The following is a 20,032-nucleotide window of genomic DNA, read 5'->3' as shown; positions in this document are numbered from 1 at the left end:
CTAGTACTGTTACTCTGGCTTCTTGAACACTGTCCGTTCAGTACTCGACTTTTTAGGCCAGAACTGAGAACCCTTAAGTTTTGGGTAGTTCACGATAGCGAGCATATCCAGTACCATATTAAACATGCCATCTTGAGCCGTTTCCAGATTGTATAAAGACGTTTCGATATCTTTGATCAACCTGTGGTTCTTAACTTGTTCGATGATTTCAGCACTAACTACAGTACTCGTATCTTTGTCACGTTTAATGTAGTGCGTCCATTCATGCCGCTTACCTGCACCCTCAAATACAAAGTATTCACCCTCTTTATATGAGTACTGCAAAGAAACGATACCATCGTACTTATGAATGACAACAGACCGCATTAACCGCCGTACTATTTCACGCAACTTAACTCGTGTTTCATGAGTTGGATCGGAAATGATACCCCACTGTATCAACTCAAAGAAGTTCACCATATTCGTTTCAAACACGGATTGAGTAGTAAGTAGTAATTTCTTCTGATTTATTCTATCGAGTTCCTGTACTAATTGCTTGCGTTCTTTTTCTGCTGCTGCCAGTAGTTCTACTAATGCTTCTGAATAATGTTTAGCAATACCAGATGCAATATTTTTAATTTCCGTGTTCAGTTCAGCAATACGAACCTCATGCTGTTCGATCTGTCCATCAAGATCGGTGGCTGAGTTCTGATTACGTATTGAATCGTCAAAATACGCATGTGTGAGTACAATCATTAAGCAGTGTTCTATCAGAATGCCTGATAATGACCATGACCGAGTACAACCACCACCTTTTGACGCTAATCCACTACTGCACACGTAGCGTATTTTACCGTCTGTAGTAGTTAAGGTATTCATCGTACCGCCACACTGACCGCAACGAATTAAACGCATACCACCTAGTAAACTAATGCTAGAACTTTTATTTGCCCTGAACTTGTTATTGCTTTTGACTTCTTGAATTCTATAGAACTCAGCCTCAGTACATAAAGGTGGATAATAGTTTTCTAGTTTATGCTCGTCCTTACCTAACTGCATTATCCGACAACCATATAACGCCGGATTCACACGCATATTTTTAATTGTTGAACCAGACCAATCACGACCTTTAAACCCATATGGGTATCTCTCACGCAAGGCTGCAACAATTCTAAAAACACTATGACCCTCTTTACACATTTCGACGATCATTTTTGCGGCATCCCACATAACCGGATGAGGCTTAACGGCCTCCTTTTCATCTCCAGTAGAGTCTATCCACCATACGTGACTTCCCGCACTTTTAATCGTGGCGGGTTTACCTTCTTTGTGACGCTCAATCAACAGTTTCGTATGACTAACAACACGCTTCGATTTTGTCTCAGACTCCTCATTAGCACGGGCAAACAACATGATACTCATCATCAAGCCAGTAGCATTTGCCGCTATCGATTCCCTGTTATAAACGTGTTCATCCAGGCCTGTAACGATGGTGATACCCAGCTTCAGTACTGAGATAAACCATTCTGTCGCGTCGAGTACGTTTTGACGTGAAAGGCGGTCTAACGATTCTACATAGAGCCATGAGTCTGACGGTACTAGACCGCTTTTAACAGCACCAATGAACCCGCCTAATGCTGATTTCTTCTCATCCCAGTTTGCACCCCTATACGCCGATACCGCTTCATCACGCAGTTCTGCCCATTCCAGCCCGTTACGTGCGGCATACTCTTTTGATTTACGGGTTTGGCGTTCGAGTGAACTATTGCCAGTTTGCTTGTCGGATGACCAACGAACATACGAATACAGTTGAGTTTTCATATACTTGACCTGAATTTTTGTTGTTTGCGTTTTATCTACTTAAGAGTATAACAGGCTTGCCCGGATGGCTGATGATATGCACGTTGCCGCTGGCAATAGTGGCAATCATCGCCTCGGTATTGGTGGCTTTGTCCTGCGGGGCAAATACCGGCTCATGAAAACCGGCGAGGATCAGATCCAGCGAGGTCAGCATCGGGCCGGTACAGTCAATCTCACCCTGGGTGTTTTTGATGTTGGCCTCAATTCCGCGCAGGATCCCCACGCCATCCACTACCCGCGGCCAGATACGCATATTCACAAAGTGCCAGTAGTGCGGGGCATCTGCCATATCCGGACCATGATCGGTGATCGCAAAGAGCTTGATGTTCTTTACCTTTGCCTGGGCGATGTAGTCATGAAGATTGCTGTAGGCGTGAGTGCTGGCGACGGTGTGCATATGCAGGTCAACGGGGTACATCGTTCTCTCCTCTCGTGTTTCCCAAAGGATAGCAGTTATCCCAGGCGTTTATTAGCAAAAACCCGGCGATGGCCGGGTTTGACTCAGTAACCGCGCTGCCTGTCGACCTGCCCGGTGACCGGCTCGCCTTTTTCCAGCTGGGTGATGGTGCGCGCGATATAGGCCACGGCTTCGGCCGGATGCGTCACCGCCGCCACGTGTGGCGTCATGGCCACGCGCGGATGGGCCCATAAAGGATGGTCGGCAGGCAACGGCTCTTTACTGTAGACATCCAGCATCGCCCCTTTCAGCTTGCCACGCTCAAGCGCCGCCAGCAGATCGGCCTCCACCACGTGAACGCCGCGCGCCAGGTTCATCAGATAGCTGTTATCCGCCAGCTGATTCAGCAGACCGCTATTGATGATCCCGACCGTCTCCGCCGTATTTGGCAGGAGGTTAATCAGTACCCGCGTGCCCTGTAAAAACTGCGGCAATTCATCCATACCGGCAAAGCTGGTCACGCCAGGGTAGTCCTTACGGGTGCGGCTCCAGCAGCGCAGCGGGAAGCCCCAGGGCGCCAGCGCCTCGGCCACCTTAGAACCCAGCACCCCGGCCCCAAGAATACCGATGGTAAAATCTTCGCGCTGATAATCCGCCAGCGGCTCCCAGCGGGCCTGCTGTTTTAACGCCTGATAGTCATCAAAGCGGCGGAACCAGTGCAGCACCTGGCTTACGGCATACTCCTGCATCTGCTGGCCCATGCCGGTATCTTCAAGGCGAAACAGGGGGATCGTCTCCGCCAGCATTTCCGGGTGCGCTTTAAGTTTGCTGAGGATCGAATCCACCCCGGCGCCGAGGGCAAACACCGCCTTAAGATTACGCCCCTGCAGCATCTCTACCGGGGGATGCCACACCAGCGCATAATCCGCCGGTTCGTTATCACCGCGTTTCCACTCGCGAACCCGCGCGCCCGGCAGCGCCGCCGTAAGCGTTTTAATCCAGTAAGCGTTATCAAATGTTGGGTGGTAAAAAATGATGTCCATTGCGATTGCCTTCTGTTGCGCTGTTTTACGTTCATTTTCAACTGCATCGCAGCATAGCAAAATTTGTTGCCGCGGTCGTTGTTGATAAAAAAGGCACTTTCAGCACAATTAGAAATCAGGTTGGTTGAAGTTTGTCTCAACGCGCTAATTTACTGAAAAAGTTGATTGACGTAAGTAAGGCTTTTCCTTACATTAGCGCCCGTCCCAGCAACAACGGGATGACAATATGGTGAGGTGTCCGAGTGGCTGAAGGAGCACGCCTGGAAAGTGTGTATACGGCAACGTATCGAGGGTTCGAATCCCTCCCTCACCGCCATATTTAAAGAAGAGCTCGCATGAAAATGCGGGCTTTTTTTTCGCATGTAGCACGCCGCCGGGAGGGATGAGACCCCTCGACTGAGGGTTCGACAACTGGCGACAGCCAGTTGGACAGCCTGAGAGCGCAGCGAACAGGCTGCCCGCAGGGTGAGCGAAGCGAATCAATCCCTCCCGGTGCTATATGCAACACCCTGCAGTCTGGAAATGTCGGGTGGCGCTAACGCTTACCCGACCTACAAAACCCAGGCCCGGCCTCGCCCCGTAGGCCTGATAAGCGCAGCACCATCAGGCGTTTTCACCAAATGCAACACCGTGCGGCCTGCATGTCGGGTGGCGCTAACGCTTACCCGACCTACAAAACCCAGACCCGGCCTCGCCCCGTAGGCCTGATAAGCGCAGCACCATCAGGCGTTTTCACCAAATGCAACTCCGTGCGGTCTTCATGTCGGGTGGCGCTAACGCTTACCCGACCTACAAAATCCAGACCCGGCCTCGCCCCGTAGGCCTGATAAGCGCAGCGCCATCAGGCGTTTTCACCAAATGCAACTCCGTGCGGCCTGCTTGTCGGGTGGCGCTAACGCTTACCCGACCTACAAAACCCAAACCCGGCGTCACTCCTCCACCATCCGCGCATACTCCCCGGTCAAAAAATCCACCAGCGTTCTGACGGACGGTAACAGCCCACGCCGCGAAGGATAGACCGCGTGGATCACCTCCCGCCGTGGCTCCCACGCCTCGAGCACTTTTATCAGCTCCCCCGACGCGAGTTGATCCTTGACCATCAAAATCGGCAGCTGGACCAGGCCCACCCCTGCCATCGCCGCTTCCCGCAGCGCCAGCATGTCGGTCGTAATCAGGCGCGGTTGAAAATGAATCTCCGCCCTGGCCCCTTCCGGCCCGCTCAGCGCCCATTTGTGCACCTGTTTCCCCTCCCCCATACTCAGGCCGGGCCAGGCGCTGAGTTCAGACGGCACCACTGGCGTGCCCAGCCTGTCAATCAGCTGCGGCGAGGCCACCAGACAGTGCCCTCTGTCGGCCAGCACCCGCAGGACCAGATCGCTGTCGTCAAAGGGGCGCGGGCGCACGCGGATCGCCACATCAATGCCCTCCGCCACCAGATCCACTCGCCGGTTAGTTGCCTCAAGCTGCAAATTGATGCCGGGATAGCGCGCCATAAACTTCGCCAGCATCGGCCCGACGTGAACATGCAGGAGCGTCACCGGGCAGGTGATCCTGACCATGCCGCGGGGTTCAGCCTGCAATGCCGCGACGGCTTCCTCCGCGGCCTCGGCTTCTACCAGCATCGCCTTACAGTGCTGGTAGAAGGTATGCCCCACCTCCGTAACCGCAAACTGGCGGGTGGTGCGCTGGATCAAGCGCACGCCGAGCCGCTCTTCCAGCTGGGCAATCCGGCGGCTAAGTTTAGATTTTGGCTGATCGAGCGCCCTGCCTGCCGCCGCGAAGCCGCCATGATCCACCACTTTCACAAACCATACGAAATCATTGAGATCCTGCATAACGTCCTCATCGTTCCATTTCTGGAACAGTGCATGTCATTTTCACTATCTACCGGGATATTAAATCTGAATATAAGCTAATTACATTAACAGAACATCAGGAGAAGACGATGAAAAACGTAACAGGCATTTATACCGCACCCCGCCAGCACTGGGTTGGCGACGGTTTCCCGGTGCGCTCGATGTTTTCTTACCAGACCCACGGCGAACCGCTTAGCCCGTTTTTACTGCTGGACTACGCCGGGCCGCACAGCTTCCCGGCTGATGGGGCAAAGCGCGGCGTGGGTGAACATCCCCACCGTGGCTTTGAGACGGTCACCATCGTCTATTCCGGCGAAGTGGAGCATCGTGACTCGACGGGTAAAGGTGGCGTGATTGGCCCGGGTGACGTCCAGTGGATGACGGCCGGTTCCGGCATTCTGCACGAGGAGTTCCACTCCAGCGCCTTTGCGCAGCAAGGGGGCGAATTAAAAATGATGCAACTGTGGGTCAACCTGCCGGCGAAAGACAAGATGGCGACACCGGGCTACCAGAGCATCACCAAAAACCAGATTCCGGTGGTGGCCCTGCCCGATAACAGCGGCGAACTGCGGGTGATTGCCGGGCGCTACGAGGACGTGACCGGCCCGGCCCACACTTACTCCCCGCTGAACGTCTGGGACATCGCCCTGCGTCAGGACAGTCATCTGACGCTCGCTCAGCCAGAAGGCTGGAGCACGGCGCTGGTGGTGCTGGAAGGCAGCGTGACGGTGAATGGTTCCGCCCAGGCGGGTGAAGCTCAGCTTGTTGTCCTGAGTCAGGAAGGCGAGAAGCTGCATCTGGAGGCCAGCAGCGACGCCAAAGTGCTGCTGATGGCCGGAGAGCCGCTGAACGAACCGATTGTCGGCTACGGCCCGTTTGTGATGAACAGTAAAACCGAAATCGCTGAAGCTATTCGCGATTTTAATTCCGGCCGCTTCGGCCAGATCTGAACGTAATAAAGGAGAGAACCATGTCTACCCCAGCTAACTTTAACGGTGCACGTCCGGCTATTGATGTGAATGATGCGGTGATGCTGCTGATCGACCACCAGAGCGGCCTGTTCCAGACCGTTGGTGACATGCCGATGCCGGAGCTGCGTGCCCGCGCTGCGGCGCTGGCGAAAATCGCCAGCCTGGCGAATATCCCGGTGATCACCACCGCCTCCGTGCCGCAGGGGCCAAATGGGCCGCTGATCCCGGAGATCCACGCTAACGCCCCGCATGCGCAGTACGTAGCGCGTAAAGGTGAGATCAACGCCTGGGATAACCCGGAGTTCGTGGCCGCCGTGAAGGCGACCGGACGCAGGACGCTGATTATCGCCGGCACCATCACCAGCGTCTGCATGGCTTTCCCGTCGATAAGCGCGGTGGCTGACGGCTATAAAGTCTTTGCGGTGATCGATGCCTCGGGCACCTACAGCAAGATGGCGCAGGAGATCACCCTGGCGCGGGTGGTGCAGGCGGGCGTTGTCCCTATGGACACCGCGGCTGTGGCCTCGGAGATCCAGCGCACCTGGAATCGTGAGGATGCGGCGCAGTGGGCAGAAGTCTATACGCACATTTTCCCGGCGTATCAGTTGCTGATTGAAAGCTACGGCAAGGCGCAAGAGGTGGTGAAGAACAGCGAAGCCCTCGATTCGCAGCGCTAAGGGTTAGCTCCACGGCCCGAAAACCGTGGAGCTGATTATTGCTTAACCGAACGCGCGGTAAAGCAGAAAATCTGCTTGACCGATTTAGCCCGACTCCCTATAGTAGCGCCCCGTTGCCCCCGAGAGGAAAGGCAGCAAAACAATATGGTGAGGTGTCCGAGTGGCTGAAGGAGCACGCCTGGAAAGTGTGTATACGGCAACGTATCGAGGGTTCGAATCCCTCCCTCACCGCCATATTTAAAGAAGAGCTCGCATGAAAATGCGGGCTTTTTTTTCGCATGTAGCACGCCACCGGGAGGGATGAGAACCCCCGACCGAGGGTTCGACAACTGGCGACAGCCAGTTGGACAGCCTGAGAGCGCAGCGAACAGGCTGCCCGCAGGGCGAGCGCAGCGAGTCAATCCCTCCCGGTGCTATATACAACTCCGTGCGGCCTGCATGTCGGGTGGCGCTAACGCTTACCCGACCTACAAAATCCAGACCCGGCCTCGCCCCGTAGGCCTGATAAGCGCAGCGCCATCAGGCGTTTTCACCAAATGCAACACCGTGCGGCCTGCATGTCGGGTGGCGCTAACGCTTACCCGACCTACAAAATTCAGACCCGGCCTCGCCCCGTAGGCCTGATAAGCGCAGCGCCATCAGGCGTTTCACCGCACAAAAAACAAAGCCCGGTTTCCCCGGGCTCTGCACACAGCAACAGACTCAATAGTAGGCGTTCAGTGTCCGCTGGCACAGGGCCGAGCGCACGCAGTCATCTTTGGTGAACTGCACTATCCCCACCATCTCATCCTCAACGAAACGTGCCAACGCATCGCTCAGACCCGATTTGACGCCGGCCGGCAGGTCGCACTGGGTGATATCCCCGTTCACGATCACCGTCACGTTTTCCCCGAGGCGCGTTAAAAACATCTTCATTTGCGCAGCAGTTACGTTCTGAGCCTCGTCGAGAATCACAACTGCATTTTCAAATGTACGTCCGCGCATATAGGCGAACGGCGCAATTTCTACCTTGCCGATTTCCGGCCGCAGGCAGTACTGCATAAAAGATGCGCCCAATCGCTTCACCAGCACGTCATAAACGGGCCGGAAGTACGGCGCAAATTTCTCCGAAATATCACCGGGCAAGAAGCCGAGATCTTCATCAGCCTGCAATACCGGCCGGGTGACAATGATCTTGTCGACGTCTTTATGAATCAGAGCCTCCGCCGCCTTGGCTGCACTTATCCAGGTTTTTCCGCACCCGGCTTCACCGGTAGCGAAAATCAGCGACTTACTCTCAATAGCATTCAGGTACTGCGCCTGAGCGTCATTGCGTGCAACAACTGGCGTCATATCCCGGCTGTCCCGCGCCATGCCAATTGCTTCAACACCACTCATCTGCACAAGCGAGGTGACCGACTCTTCTTCACGCTGTTTATGGCTACGTGAATCCCGTCTCAGCACACGTTTTGCTTCACGACGAGCTTTGATCACTGCTTTTTGTCTTCCCATGGATAGCACCTTGAGTTGTTGGTATTCATCACTCGTACCGGCATCGGTACGATTAGGCGAACAAACATCTGAGGGTTGGCTTCCTTCTAAGCCATAGCTTACTTGGTTAAATGACCCGGCCGAATCGCTATGCTCACCATTCGACGGATCGGAGAAATCAGGATTTGCTGTGGAGGGAGAGAATTTTTCGGTGAAGAGATCGCTGCCGGAGTTTGAGCCTCCGCGCCGGTTACTGCGGTTATTGCGTTTACCCTGTCCAGTTGAGGACCCAACCATTCGCGATCTCCAGAGCGATTCATGATCACTGTAAGGTTTACCGCTATCTTAATGTAAGTACATCAGGATTTAGCATGAATGCAACATTATTTTTACCTGAGTGCAACTTTTAAGATTCGCCTGACAGCGTTGATTAGTCTGCTACGGGAATATTACAGAATTATAACAAAGAGATAGCGGGACATAAAAAATGTGTCCCGCTTAAGGGGTAAGCGGGACGGGATTCAGGCGCGGAGCAGCTCTTCTGCAAGCCAGCCGTTTTTATCGCGCACGCCCGGCAGGGCGAAGAAATAGCCCCCGCCTACCGGCTTGATATACTCTTCCAGCGCCTCGCCGTTCAGCCGCTTCTGCACGGTCAGGAAGCCCTGCTCCAGATCGTGCTGGAAGCAGACAAACAGCAGGCCCATATCCAGCTGCCCGGAGTTAGTCACCCCCAGCGAGTAGCTGTAGCCCCGGCGCATCATCAGGTTTGATTCGGTCTCCTTTGTGCGCGGGTTGGCGAGACGGATATGGCTGTCGAGGGCGATCACATTGCCGTCGGGGTCGCTGGCGTAATCCGGCACGTCGTGCTCGCTTTTCATGCCCAGCGGGGCACCGCTGTGCTTGTCGCGGCCAAAAATGGTCTGCTGCTCTTTCAGCGGCGTGCGATCCCAGAACTCAACGTGGAACTGGATAATGCGCACCGCCTGATAGCTGCCGCCCACCGCCCAGGCCGGTTCACCCTGATCGGCCGTCACCCACACCACGCTGTCCATCAGGGGCGCATCCTGGCTGTTCGGGTTGGCGGTGCCATCCTTAAAGCCGAGCAGGTTCACCGGCGTCTCTTTGCCTTTGCTGCGCGCGGCGTGGTCAGAGATAAACCCTTCCCGCTTCCAGCGCACGCTCAGCAGATCCGGGGTGTGCTTGATGAGATCGCGCAGGGCGTGGATCACCGTGTCCTGGGTGTTGGCGCAGATCTGGATCAGTAGATCGCCGTGGCACAGGGCCGCGTCCAGAGAGTCATTCGGGAAACGCACCATTTTCTGCAAGGATTTCGGTTTCTGTGGGGCGAGGCCGAAGCGATCGTCAAACAGCGAGGCTCCCAGTGACACCGTCATGGTCAGGTTATCCGGGGCGATAAAGGCGCCCAGGATCCCGGAATCCATCGGCGGCAGACGCGGGTTTGGCGTGTCGGGCGCCGGGCCGCCGGTAGTCAGAAAGGCAATGCGCTGGGTCAGGAGGCGGAACAGACGCTCCAGCTCGCTTTTGTCGCTGGCCAGCACATCAAAGGCCACCAGCATCATCGACGCCTGCTGCGGGGTTAAAATCCCGGCCTGATGGGTAGCGTAAAAAGGCTGCGTCTCCATCCGCGCGTCCGGAGAGAGCGTGCCCGGCGCGCTCTGCGGTTTTGCCGCATGCGCCACCGGGCAACCACCTGCCAGGGCAAGGGCGCCGCCAAGCGCCCCTACCCCTTTTAACAACCGACGTCGTGACGGTTCAGCCACGTCGTACTCGTCATGCTTGTTCATCAACTTAGTCCAGACCCAGTACGCCACGCAGCTGCGCCAGATCTTCTGCCAGAGTGGTGATCGGCCCTTTCAGGGCGTTACGGTCGGCATCGGTCAGCTTGTCGTAGGTTTCAAACCCGTCTTTGGTGCGGTATTTCGCCAGAATGGTGTTCACTTTTTTGAAGTTGGCATCCACTTTCGCCAGCAGTTCGCTGTTATCTTTCTGCAGCTGCGGACGCAGCAGGTCAACAATCTTCTGCGCGCCTTCGACGTTGGCCTGGAAGTCCCACAGGTCGGTATGGCTGTAGCGGTCTTCTTCACCGCTGATCTTGCTGGCCGCCACTTCTTCAATCAGCCCTGCCGCGCCACCCACCACTTTTGACGGCGGGAAGGCCAGCTCGCTGATGCGTTTTTGCAGATCCAGCACGTCGCTGTTGAGCTGCTCCGCGTACTGCTCCATGCCTTTAGTGGCATTGTCGCCAAACAGCGCTTTCTCCAGACGGTGGAAACCGGTGAATTTCGGATCGGCGGCTTTCTGCTCGTAATCATCTTCACGGGCATCGATGCTGCCGTCGAGATCGGAGAACAGCTCGGCAATCGGCTCGATGCGCTCGTAGTGCTGACGGGTTGGCGCATACAGGGATTTCGCTTTTTCGATATCGCCCGCTTTCACCGCGTCGGTAAAGGCTTTGGTGCCGGCAACCAGGTCCGCCGTCTCTTTGGTGACATACGCTTTGTAGGCAGTAATGGCGTCGCCGAGGCTCAGCAGCGCGTCGCCCTTCGCGGCGTCAGCGGTAGCGGCACCTTTCACGATCAGCTTGCCTTTCGGGTTGGTCAGCAGGCCGCAGGTCATGTCGTATTCGCCCGGCTGCAGGTTGGCGGTCATCTTCTGGCTGAAGCCCGGCGCGATGTTCTCGCGCTCTTCCACCACCATTACCCCTTTGAGGATCTCCCACTCCAGCGCTTTCTGGCTGTGGTTCTGGATGATGAACTGGGTTTTACCGCTGTTGACCGTGATGGTCATCGGCTCACACTGTTTATCATTGACGGTAACTTTAACCTGCGGAACATCCGCGGCCTGCGCGGCGAATGCTGACGCAATCAGCGCTGCTAAGCCCGCCTGTAATGCACTGCGACGAAAGTGGATTGCCATGACTTTTCCCTTAACCTTTTAGATTATGTTGTAACTACAATGAATACTTCAGGGCGCAGTATGCGACGGCTGCGTGCCTGGCCGCGATGGCATAAAGAACAGCGCCAGCGCCGGAATGAGATAGATAAAGTACACCGCCACTTCACTGACGCTCGGCGCTTCCTGATAGCCGAAGATCCCTTCGAGGAGCGTGCCGGTCAGAGAGTGAGTCGAGAGGACGTTACTGAGATCGAACGCCACATCCTGGAAGTGGTTCCACAGGCCCGCCTCGTGGAAGGCGCGGATCGTCCCTGCGGCCAGCCCGGCGGCCACCAGCAGAATGAACAGGCTGGTCCACTTGAAGAAGACGGCGAGGTTAAGACGGATCCCACCCCAGTAGAGCAGGAAGCCGAGCACCACCGCGGTTGCGAGACCCAGCACGGCGCCCAGCGGCGGCCAGATCCCGACATCCTGCTGGAAAGCGGCCAGCAGGAAGAAGACCGACTCCAGCCCTTCACGCGCCACGGCGAAAAAGACCATCATGATCAGCGCCCAGCCGTGGTGATTGCCTTTCGCCAGCGCGCTGTCCACCGCCTGCTCCAGCTGAACCTTGACGTTACGCGACACTTTACGCATCCAGAACACCATCCAGGTGAGGATCACCACCGCAATCAGCGCCACGAGGCCTTCGAACAGCTCCTGCTCTTTTTGCGGGAATTCCCCGGTGGTTTCGTTGATGGCAATGCCCAGACCGAGGCAGAGGGCGGCAGCCAGGAAGACGCCAATCCACATCACGCCGATCCAACGGCCGCGCTGGGTGCGTTTCAGATAGCTGGCGATGAGGCTGACAATCAGGGCCGCTTCCAGGCCTTCACGTAACATAATGAGAAATGGTACAAACATGCCGACACCTTAAATGTTTTTCGCGGTCAACTGATGCAAAGAAAGGTAAATTCTTGTGATAGTGATTATCATTACGGCAATAAGAAATACAAGCGAAATATGCTGCATTTTAATGACAGGATGTAAACCCATAAGGGGAAAATAATCACCCAGGTAACTAAAAGGTTTATAAGTTAAGACGTAAAAGTTCATTTACGGTTAAAGCAGGCTGTGGCTAAATGAGCGCCTCATTAATCTGCTGAAAATCAACTATGTATCAATTCCTGCACTTCCTGCTGGCGCTGGTGGTTATCCTTGCGCTGGCCTGGCTGGTCAGCTTTGACCGCCGCAACGTTCGCATTCGCTACCTTATCCAACTTATCGTCATTGAAATTGCGCTGGCGTTCTTTTTCCTGCACGCCGAAAGCGGCTTGTTTGTTATTCAGTACGTCTCGGGCTTCTTCGAGTCGTTACTGAAATATGCCGCCGAAGGGACCAACTTTGTATTTGGCGGGATGGGTGAAAAAGGGCTGGCATTTATTTTCCTCGGCGTGTTGTGCCCGATTATCTTTATTTCGGCACTGATCGGTATTCTTCAGCACTGGCGTATTCTGCCGGTGATTATTCGCGTTATTGGCACCCTGCTGTCGAAGGTTAACGGCATGGGCAAGCTTGAATCCTTTAACGCCATCAGCTCCCTGACGCTCGGCCAGTCGGAAAACTTCATTGCTTACAAAGGGGTGTTGGGCGATCTCTCATCGCGTCGTTTGTTCACCATGGCGGCTACCGCGATGTCGACCGTCTCGCTGTCGATTGTCGGGGCCTATATGACCATGCTGGAGGCGAAATATGTGGTGGCGGCGCTGATCCTGAATATGTTCAGCACCTTTATTATCCTGACGGTGATTAACCCGGCCCGCCCGGAAGCGGAGCCGGAAATTAAGCTGGAGAAGATGCATGAATCCCAGAGCTTCTTTGAGATGCTGGGAGAATATATTCTGGCCGGCTTCAAGGTGGCGATGATTATTCTGGCGATGCTGATTGGCTTTATTGCCCTCATCAGCGCCGTCAACGCCCTCTTCTCCAGCGTCTTCGGCCTGAGCTTCCAGCAGATTCTGGGCTATGTCTTCTATCCGCTGGCGTGGCTGGTGGGGATCCCGCTGAGTGATGCTCTGCATGCGGGCGGGATTATGGCAACCAAGCTGGTGGCGAACGAGTTTGTGGCGATGATCGAGCTGCAAAAAATTGCCACGCAGATGACGCCGCGCGGGCTGGGCATTCTGTCGGTGTTCCTCGTCTCCTTCGCCAACTTTGCTTCCATCGGTATCGTGGCCGGGGCGATTAAGGGGCTGAACGAGCAGCAGGGCAACGTGGTATCACGCTTTGGTCTGCGTCTGGTGTACGGCGCAACGCTGGTCAGCCTGTTGTCGGCGAGCTTTGCGGGATTAGTGTTGTAGTTTTTGATACCGCGGTATTGCCCGGCGGCGCTGGCGCTTGCACGGGCCTACGGGTTAAGTAGGCCGGGTAAGCGCTAGCGCCACCCGGCAGATTCATCAAAACTGCACGCACACCGGCTGGTCTACGCGCATCACCGACTCCTGGGCAAAGCGCTGCTTATAGATCCCGCGCAGTGCCTCAATATTGCTCTCGCTCTGGGCATCTTTGCCGTGGATCAGCATCAGCGCCTTGCTTGATTCGCGCGCTACCTTCCCGTCATTCCCCAGCCACTGCCCTCGCGCATCAAACACCGTTAAGCCATCGCGAAAACGCGGCGTCACGTCCTGGTCAACAAATTGCTGCCACTCCTGGCCGGTGATCGCCTCCCCTGCCGGACGGTTCAGGCCGAAATAGAGGGTGGTTTGCTGCATCTGATTATCAGCTTTGCAGGTGTTTTCCTCCATGCTGCGCGATGGGGCGTTGCAGCCTGCCAGCAGTAAAATTGCGCCAGCCACAAGCCCTGTTTTGATTGTCATTATTCGCTATCCTCATCATTTTTTAGCACAGCGATATGAGCGTAAATCACGGAAATTAGCAATAAAAAAAGCCGGGCGAGCCCGGCTTACAGCGTGTCTTAAACTTACTCAGCCTGTAACTTCGTTGGCGGCGCGGTGTGGTAATGCGCATCCGCTTCCGCAAAGCGTTTCTGCATCGCGGCAGACGGCGCTTTACCCAGCAGGCTGAAGACCACAATCCCGATGCTGCCGAAGATAAAGCCCGGAATGATTTCGTACAGCCCCAGCCACGCGAACTGCTTCCAGACGATGACGGTAACTGCACCAATAATCATCCCGGCCAGCGCGCCGTTGCGGGTCATGCGGGACCACATCACCGAGAACAACACCACCGGACCAAAAGCGGCACCGAAGCCTGCCCAGGCGTAGCTCACCAGACCCAGCACGCGGTTTTCCGGGTTTGCCGCCAGCGCGATGGAGACCAGGGCCACCACCAGCACCATAAAGCGCCCTACCCACACCAGCTCTTTCTGGCTGGCGTTCTTACGCAGGAAGGCTTTGTACAGGTCTTCGGTGATGGCGCTGGAGCAGACCAGCAGCTGGCAGCTCAGGGTGGACATCACCGCCGCCAGGATCGCAGAGAGCAGAATACCGGCGATCCACGGATTGAAGAGGACCTGCGCCAGCTCGATAAACACACGCTCGGCGTTCTGGTTCACCGCACCCGCCAGGGCCGGGTTGTTGTTGAAGTAAGCAATACCGAAGAAGCCTACCGCACAGGCACCGCCCAGACAGAGGATCATCCACGCCATGCTGATACGACGGGCATGGACGATGGTGTGGTGAGAGTCTGCCGCCATAAAGCGCGCCAGGATGTGCGGCTGGCCGAAGTAACCCAGCCCCCAGCCCATCAGGGAGACAATGGCGACGAAGTTCAGCCCTTTCAGCATATCGACATTTTCGATGCTCTTCTGCTGGATCACCGCCAGGGAATCACCCAGGCCGCCCACGGAGAGGATCACAATAACCGGGGTCAGGATCAGGGCAAAAATCATCAGGCTGGCCTGCACGGTATCGGTCCAGCTCACGGCCAGGAAGCCACCCACGAAGGTATAAAGGATGGTTGCTGCGGCGCCCGCCCAGAGTGCGGTTTCATAGCTCATGCCGAAGGTGCTTTCGAACAGACGCGCCCCGGCCACGATGCCAGAGGCACAGTAGATGGTGAAGAACAGCAGAATAACCAGCGCGGAGATAATACGCAGGATGCGGCTGTTATCTTCGAAACGGCCGGTGAAGTAGTCCGGCAGGGTCAGGGCATTGTTATTGGCTTCGGTATGCACGCGCAGACGCCCGGCCACCAGCTTCCAGTTAATCCATGCGCCCAGGGTCAGACCGATGGCAATCCAGCTTTCCGAAATCCCGGAGAGAAAGATAGCGCCAGGCAGGCCCATCAGCAGCCAGCCGCTCATATCCGATGCACCCGCAGAGAGCGCGGTTACGAACGGGCCTAAACTGCGTCCGCCGAGAATGTAGTCGTCAAAGTTTTTGGTTGAACGCCATGCAAGGAACCCTATCAGGATCATGCCAAAAATATAGATAAGAAATGTCACCAGCATCGGTGTGCTAATTGCCATTTAAATACTCCGCAAAGATGTTCGACAGCCTTCCCGACTGTCTTTATTCCACCCCCGGAACGAGGGGGTGATGATGTGTGTTTCTGTTGGCCGCGCGTATCCTGCCGTATGCGCTGCCACGACACAAACGATTTAACACTGCATTTACATCAATTTCATCCCCGGTTTCACACCAGATCCCTGGAGGTTGCACTCGCTCACGCTTTTCGCGGTTGCACCTGCAAAAAGTGTTAAGCGCCGCATGAAACCAGGGTTGATAACCAAAATCCACACCTTTTTTCCGGTTAACCATGACGTAACAATCCATTCATTTTTCAGCTTGCAATCCGGGTCACATTTAACGAGGTTGCACAAAGTTGCAACATAGTGGATATTTCACGTTAACTACACTAGCGCTACTGAATCACAGGAGTTTTTGGCATGGGCATGACCACCATGGGGGTTAAGCTGGATGACGCAACCCGCGAACGGATTAAATCGGCAGCCACGCGGATCGACCGCACGCCGCACTGGTTAATTAAGCAGGCCATCTTTAACTATCTGGAAAAGCTGGAGAGCAACGACGACCTGCCAGAGCTGCCTGCCCTGCTGGCCGGTGCCGCCAATGAGAGCGACGAACACACCGACGCCGCGGAAGAGATCCACCAGCCGTTCCTCGAATTTGCCGAGCAGATCCTGCCCCAGTCGGTGAGCCGTGCGGCCATTACTGCCGCCTGGCGCCGCGCAGAGACCGACGCCGTGCCGATGCTGCTGGAGCAGGCGCGCCTGCCGGAGCCGATTGCTTCCCAGGCCCACAGCCTGGCGTATCAGCTGGCCGAAAAGCTGCGCAACCAGAAAAACGCCACCGGCCGTGCCGGGATGGTGCAGAGCCTGCTGCAGGAATTCTCGCTTTCCTCGCAGGAGGGCGTGGCCCTGATGTGTCTGGCGGAAGCGCTGCTGCGTATCCCGGACAAAGCCACCCGCGACGCGCTGATCCGCGACAAGATCAGCAACGGCAACTGGCATTCGCACATTGGCCGCAGCCCGTCGCTGTTCGTTAACGCCGCCACCTGGGGCCTGCTGTTTACCGGCCGTCTGGTCTCCACCCACAACGAAGCCAGCCTCTCCCGCTCCCTGAACCGCATTATCGGCAAGAGCGGCGAGCCGCTGATCCGTAAAGGCGTGGACATGGCAATGCGCCTGATGGGCGAGCAGTTCGTTACCGGAGAAACCATCGCCGAAGCGCTGGCCAACGCCCGCAAGCTGGAAGATAAAGGCTTCCGCTACTCCTACGATATGCTGGGCGAAGCGGCACTGACCGCCGCCGACGCGCAGGCCTATCTGGTCTCTTACCAGCAGGCGATCCACGCCATCGGTAAAGCCTCTAACGGTCGCGGCATTTATGAAGGCCCGGGGATCTCGATTAAGCTCTCCGCCCTGCACCCGCGCTACAGCCGCGCCCAGTACGACCGCGTCATGGAAGAGCTCTATCCGCGCCTGAAGTCCCTGACCCTGCTGGCGCGCCAGTATGACATCGGGATCAACATTGATGCCGAAGAGGCCGACCGCCTGGAGATCTCTCTCGATCTGCTGGAAAAACTGTGCTTCGAGCCGGAGCTGGCGGGCTGGAACGGGATTGGCTTCGTGATCCAGGCCTACCAGAAGCGCTGCCCGTTTGTGATTGATTACCTGATTGACCTCGCTACCCGCAGTCGTCGCCGCCTGATGATCCGTCTGGTGAAGGGCGCCTACTGGGACAGCGAGATCAAGCGCGCGCAGATGGACGGTCTCGAGGGCTACCCGGTCTACACCCGCAAGGTCTACACCGACGTCTCTTACCTCGCCTGCGCCAAAAAGCTGCTCGGCGTGCCGAACCTGATCTACCCGCAGTTCGCCACCCACAACGCCCACACCTTAGCGGCTATCTACCAGCTGGCCGGTCAGAACTACTATCCGGGCCAGTACGAATTCCAGTGCCTGCACGGCATGGGTGAACCGTTGTACGAGCAGGTCACCGGTAAAGTGGCGGATGGCAAACTGAACCGTCCATGCCGTATCTACGCCCCGGTCGGCACCCATGAAACCCTGCTGGCCTACCTGGTGCGTCGTCTGCTGGAGAACGGGGCTAACACCTCCTTCGTGAACCGCATCGCCGATACCACCCTGCCGCTGGACGAGCTGGTGGCGGATCCGGTGCAGGCCGTCGAGAAAATGGCTGCCCAGGAAGGTCAGGTGGGTCTGCCGCATCCGAAGATTGCCCTGCCGCGCGAGCTGTACGGCAACGGGCGCGTCAACTCCGCCGGTCTGGACCTGGCGAACGAACACCGCCTGGCGTCGCTCTCCTCGTCGCTGCTGAACAGCGCCCTGCAGAAATGGCAGGCCAGACCGATCCTCGAGCAGCCGGTTATCGCTGGCGAAATGCAGCCGGTGGTCAACCCGGCCGAGCCGAGAGATATTGTCGGCTTTGCCCGGGAAGCGACCGAACAGGAAGTGGATCTGGCCCTCGACAGCGCGGTGAACAACGCGCCGATCTGGTTCGCCACTCCGCCGCAGGAGCGCGCCGCGATCCTCGAACGTGCTGCGGTGCTGATGGAAGATCAGATGCAGCAGCTGATTGGCATTCTGGTGCGCGAGGCGGGTAAAACCTTCAGCAACGCCATCGCCGAGGTGCGCGAGGCCGTTGACTTCCTGCACTACTATGCCGGTCAGGTCCGCGAAGACTTTGACAACGAAACCCACCGCCCGCTGGGGCCGGTGGTCTGTATCAGCCCGTGGAACTTCCCGCTGGCGATCTTCACCGGGCAGATTGCCGCCGCCCTTGCCGCCGGTAACAGCGTGCTGGCGAAACCGGCCGAGCAGACGCCGCTGATTGCCGCCCAGGGGATCAACATCCTGCTGGAAGCAGGTGTCCCGCCGGGCGTGGTGCAGCTGCTGCCAGGCCGCGGCGAGACCGTCGGCGCGAAGCTGACCGCCGACAACCGCGTGCGCGGGGTAATGTTCACCGGCTCCACCGAAGTGGCCTCCCTGCTGCAACGCAATATCGCCACCCGTCTCGACGCCCAGGGCCGTCCGACCCCGCTGATCGCCGAAACCGGCGGCATGAACGCGATGATCGTCGACTCCTCCGCCCTCACCGAACAGGTGGTGGTGGACGTAGTGGCCTCGGCCTTCGACAGCGCCGGACAGCGCTGCTCTGCCCTGCGCGTGCTCTGCCTGCAGGATGATATCGCTGACCACACCCTGAAAATGCTGCGTGGCGCGATGGGCGAGTGCCGGATGGGCAACCCGGGCCGTCTGACCACCGACATCGGGCCGGTGATCGATGCCGAAGCCAAAAGCAACATTGAGAATCACATCCAGGCGATGCGTGCCAAGGGCCGTCCGGTGTTCCAGGCGGTGCGTGAGAACAGCGAAGACGCCCGCGAGTGGACCAGCGGCACCTTTGTGGCGCCAACCCTGATCGAGCTGGCCAGCTTCGACGAGCTGAAGAAAGAGGTCTTCGGCCCGGTGCTGCACGTGGTGCGTTACAACCGTAACAACCTCGATGCGCTTATCGAGCAGATCAACGCCTCCGGCTACGGTCTGACGCTGGGCGTGCATACCCGTATCGACGAAACCATCGCTCAGGTGACCGGCAGCGCGAAGGTCGGCAACCTGTACGTAAACCGTAATATGGTCGGCGCGGTCGTTGGCGTGCAGCCGTTCGGCGGCGAAGGGCTGTCGGGCACCGGTCCGAAAGCCGGGGGGCCAATGTACCTGTACCGCCTGCTGGCGAACCGTCCGGCCAACGCCCTCGGCGTGACCCTGGGTCGTCAGGATGCACAATACCCGGTGGATACGCAGGTGAAAGCGGTCCTGACTCAGCCGCTGGAAGCGCTGGCGACCTGGGCTGAAAAACGTCCTGAACTGCGTGCGCTGTGCCAGCAGTATGGCGAGCTGGCGCAGGCCGGTACCCAGCGCGTGCTGCCTGGCCCGACCGGCGAGCGCAACACCTGGACCTTGATGCCGCGCGAGCGCGTGCTCTGCGTGGCGGATAACGAGCAGGATGCGCTGGTTCAGCTGGCGGCGGCGTTAGCGACCGGATGTGAAGTGCTGTGGCCGGAAGATGCCCTGCACCGCGACCTGGCGAAGCAGCTGCCGAACGCGGTAACCGCGCGCATTCACTTTGCGAAGGCGGATGTACTGACCAGCCAGCCGTTTGACGCGGTGATCTATCACGGGGACTCCGACCAGCTGCGCGAGCTGTGCGAGCAGGTTGCAGACCGGAAAGGCGCCATTGTGTCGGTGCAGGGCTTCGCCCGCGGCGAAGATAATCTGCAGCTGGAGCGTCTGTACGTGGAGCGCTCCCTCAGCGTCAACACCGCTGCCGCAGGAGGTAACGCCAGCCTGATGACCATCGGCTAAGCGTGCAAACTC

13 protein-coding genes, 2 tRNA genes and 1 pseudogene are annotated in these 20,032 nt (G+C 57.1%); 6 read left to right on the top strand and 10 right to left on the bottom strand.

Going from position 1 to position 20,032, the window contains the following annotated elements; all coding sequences use genetic code 11:
* Positions 1-9: 9 nt before the first annotated feature.
* The 3 genes and pseudogenes from GNG27_RS08690 to ghrA all read right to left on the bottom strand — a co-directional run bounded on the left by GNG27_RS08690 (position 10) and on the right by ghrA (position 3,279).
* Positions 10-1,800, bottom strand: coding sequence for a recombinase family protein (locus GNG27_RS08690; RefSeq protein ID WP_156263407.1), 1,791 nt, complete (start codon positions 1,798-1,800; stop codon positions 10-12).
* Positions 1,801-1,852: 52 nt separating this feature from the next.
* Positions 1,853-2,257 (bottom strand): annotated as a pseudogene (locus GNG27_RS08685) (PHP domain-containing protein); the annotation flags it as partial.
* 83 nt (positions 2,258-2,340) lie between these two features.
* Positions 2,341-3,279 carry a glyoxylate/hydroxypyruvate reductase GhrA gene (gene ghrA, locus GNG27_RS08680; RefSeq protein WP_156263406.1) on the bottom strand — a complete coding sequence of 313 codons (939 nt, stop codon included), beginning with the start codon at positions 3,277-3,279 and terminating at the stop codon, positions 2,341-2,343.
* A 228-nt stretch (positions 3,280-3,507) separates the two neighbouring features.
* On the opposite strand from ghrA, the gene GNG27_RS08675 reads away from it, so the two are divergent.
* Positions 3,508-3,595, top strand: a tRNA-Ser gene (locus GNG27_RS08675).
* Between the two features lie 613 nt (positions 3,596-4,208).
* On the opposite strand, the gene GNG27_RS08670 is transcribed toward GNG27_RS08675, so the two are convergent.
* Complete coding sequence (locus GNG27_RS08670; protein WP_156263405.1) at positions 4,209-5,114, bottom strand: LysR family transcriptional regulator; 906 nt, start codon at positions 5,112-5,114, stop codon at positions 4,209-4,211.
* A 110-nt stretch (positions 5,115-5,224) separates the two neighbouring features.
* Here GNG27_RS08670 and GNG27_RS08665 point away from each other — a divergent pair, with 110 nt between their 5' ends.
* The 3 genes from GNG27_RS08665 (at position 5,225) to GNG27_RS08655 (ending at position 7,017) form a co-directional block, all read left to right on the top strand.
* The gene (locus tag GNG27_RS08665) at positions 5,225-6,085 is read left to right on the top strand and encodes a pirin family protein (protein WP_156263404.1); all 861 of its coding nucleotides are present in this window, start codon (positions 5,225-5,227) and stop codon (positions 6,083-6,085) included.
* Positions 6,086-6,105: 20 nt separating this feature from the next.
* Positions 6,106-6,783, top strand: a complete 678-nt coding sequence (locus GNG27_RS08660) for an isochorismatase family protein (protein WP_156263403.1) — start codon at positions 6,106-6,108, stop codon at positions 6,781-6,783.
* Between the two features lie 146 nt (positions 6,784-6,929).
* A tRNA-Ser gene (locus GNG27_RS08655) sits at positions 6,930-7,017 on the top strand.
* 468 nt (positions 7,018-7,485) lie between these two features.
* On the opposite strand, the gene phoH is transcribed toward GNG27_RS08655, so the two are convergent.
* From phoH to efeU, 4 genes are all read right to left on the bottom strand, one after another.
* Complete coding sequence (gene phoH, locus GNG27_RS08650) at positions 7,486-8,274, bottom strand: phosphate starvation-inducible protein PhoH (RefSeq protein WP_197090593.1); 789 nt, start codon at positions 8,272-8,274, stop codon at positions 7,486-7,488.
* 500 nt (positions 8,275-8,774) lie between these two features.
* Positions 8,775-10,058: an iron uptake transporter deferrochelatase/peroxidase subunit gene (efeB, locus tag GNG27_RS08645; RefSeq protein WP_156263401.1), complete on the bottom strand. Its 1,284-nt coding sequence runs from the start codon at positions 10,056-10,058 to the stop codon at positions 8,775-8,777.
* 4 nt (positions 10,059-10,062) lie between these two features.
* Positions 10,063-11,190 carry an iron uptake system protein EfeO gene (efeO, locus tag GNG27_RS08640; protein WP_156263400.1) on the bottom strand — a complete coding sequence of 376 codons (1,128 nt, stop codon included), beginning with the start codon at positions 11,188-11,190 and terminating at the stop codon, positions 10,063-10,065.
* A gap of 48 nt (positions 11,191-11,238) precedes the next feature.
* A complete protein-coding gene (efeU, locus tag GNG27_RS08635) occupies positions 11,239-12,072 on the bottom strand; it encodes an iron uptake transporter permease EfeU (RefSeq protein WP_156263399.1) in 834 nt (277 codons plus the stop codon).
* Between the two features lie 251 nt (positions 12,073-12,323).
* Here efeU and GNG27_RS08630 point away from each other — a divergent pair, with 251 nt between their 5' ends.
* On the top strand, positions 12,324-13,508 hold the full coding sequence (locus GNG27_RS08630; RefSeq protein WP_156263398.1) for a NupC/NupG family nucleoside CNT transporter: 1,185 nt from the start codon (positions 12,324-12,326) through the stop codon (positions 13,506-13,508).
* Between the two features lie 96 nt (positions 13,509-13,604).
* Here GNG27_RS08630 and GNG27_RS08625 read toward each other — a convergent pair whose 3' ends face one another.
* Positions 13,605-14,024 carry a DUF3574 domain-containing protein gene (locus GNG27_RS08625; RefSeq protein ID WP_156263397.1) on the bottom strand — a complete coding sequence of 140 codons (420 nt, stop codon included), beginning with the start codon at positions 14,022-14,024 and terminating at the stop codon, positions 13,605-13,607.
* Positions 14,025-14,128: 104 nt separating this feature from the next.
* Positions 14,129-15,637: a sodium/proline symporter PutP gene (gene putP, locus GNG27_RS08620; RefSeq protein WP_156263396.1), complete on the bottom strand. Its 1,509-nt coding sequence runs from the start codon at positions 15,635-15,637 to the stop codon at positions 14,129-14,131.
* Between the two features lie 420 nt (positions 15,638-16,057).
* On the opposite strand from putP, the gene putA reads away from it, so the two are divergent.
* Entirely contained in the window at positions 16,058-20,020 is a 3,963-nt protein-coding gene (gene putA / locus GNG27_RS08615) for a trifunctional transcriptional regulator/proline dehydrogenase/L-glutamate gamma-semialdehyde dehydrogenase (RefSeq protein WP_156263395.1), read from the top strand.
* Positions 20,021-20,032: the final 12 nt, after the last annotated feature.

This window comes from Leclercia sp. 119287 (assembly GCF_009734485.1).
In the GTDB taxonomy this organism is placed as follows: domain Bacteria; phylum Pseudomonadota; class Gammaproteobacteria; order Enterobacterales; family Enterobacteriaceae; genus Enterobacter; species Enterobacter adecarboxylatus_C.
This window is presented reverse-complemented; position numbering and strand designations above follow the sequence as displayed.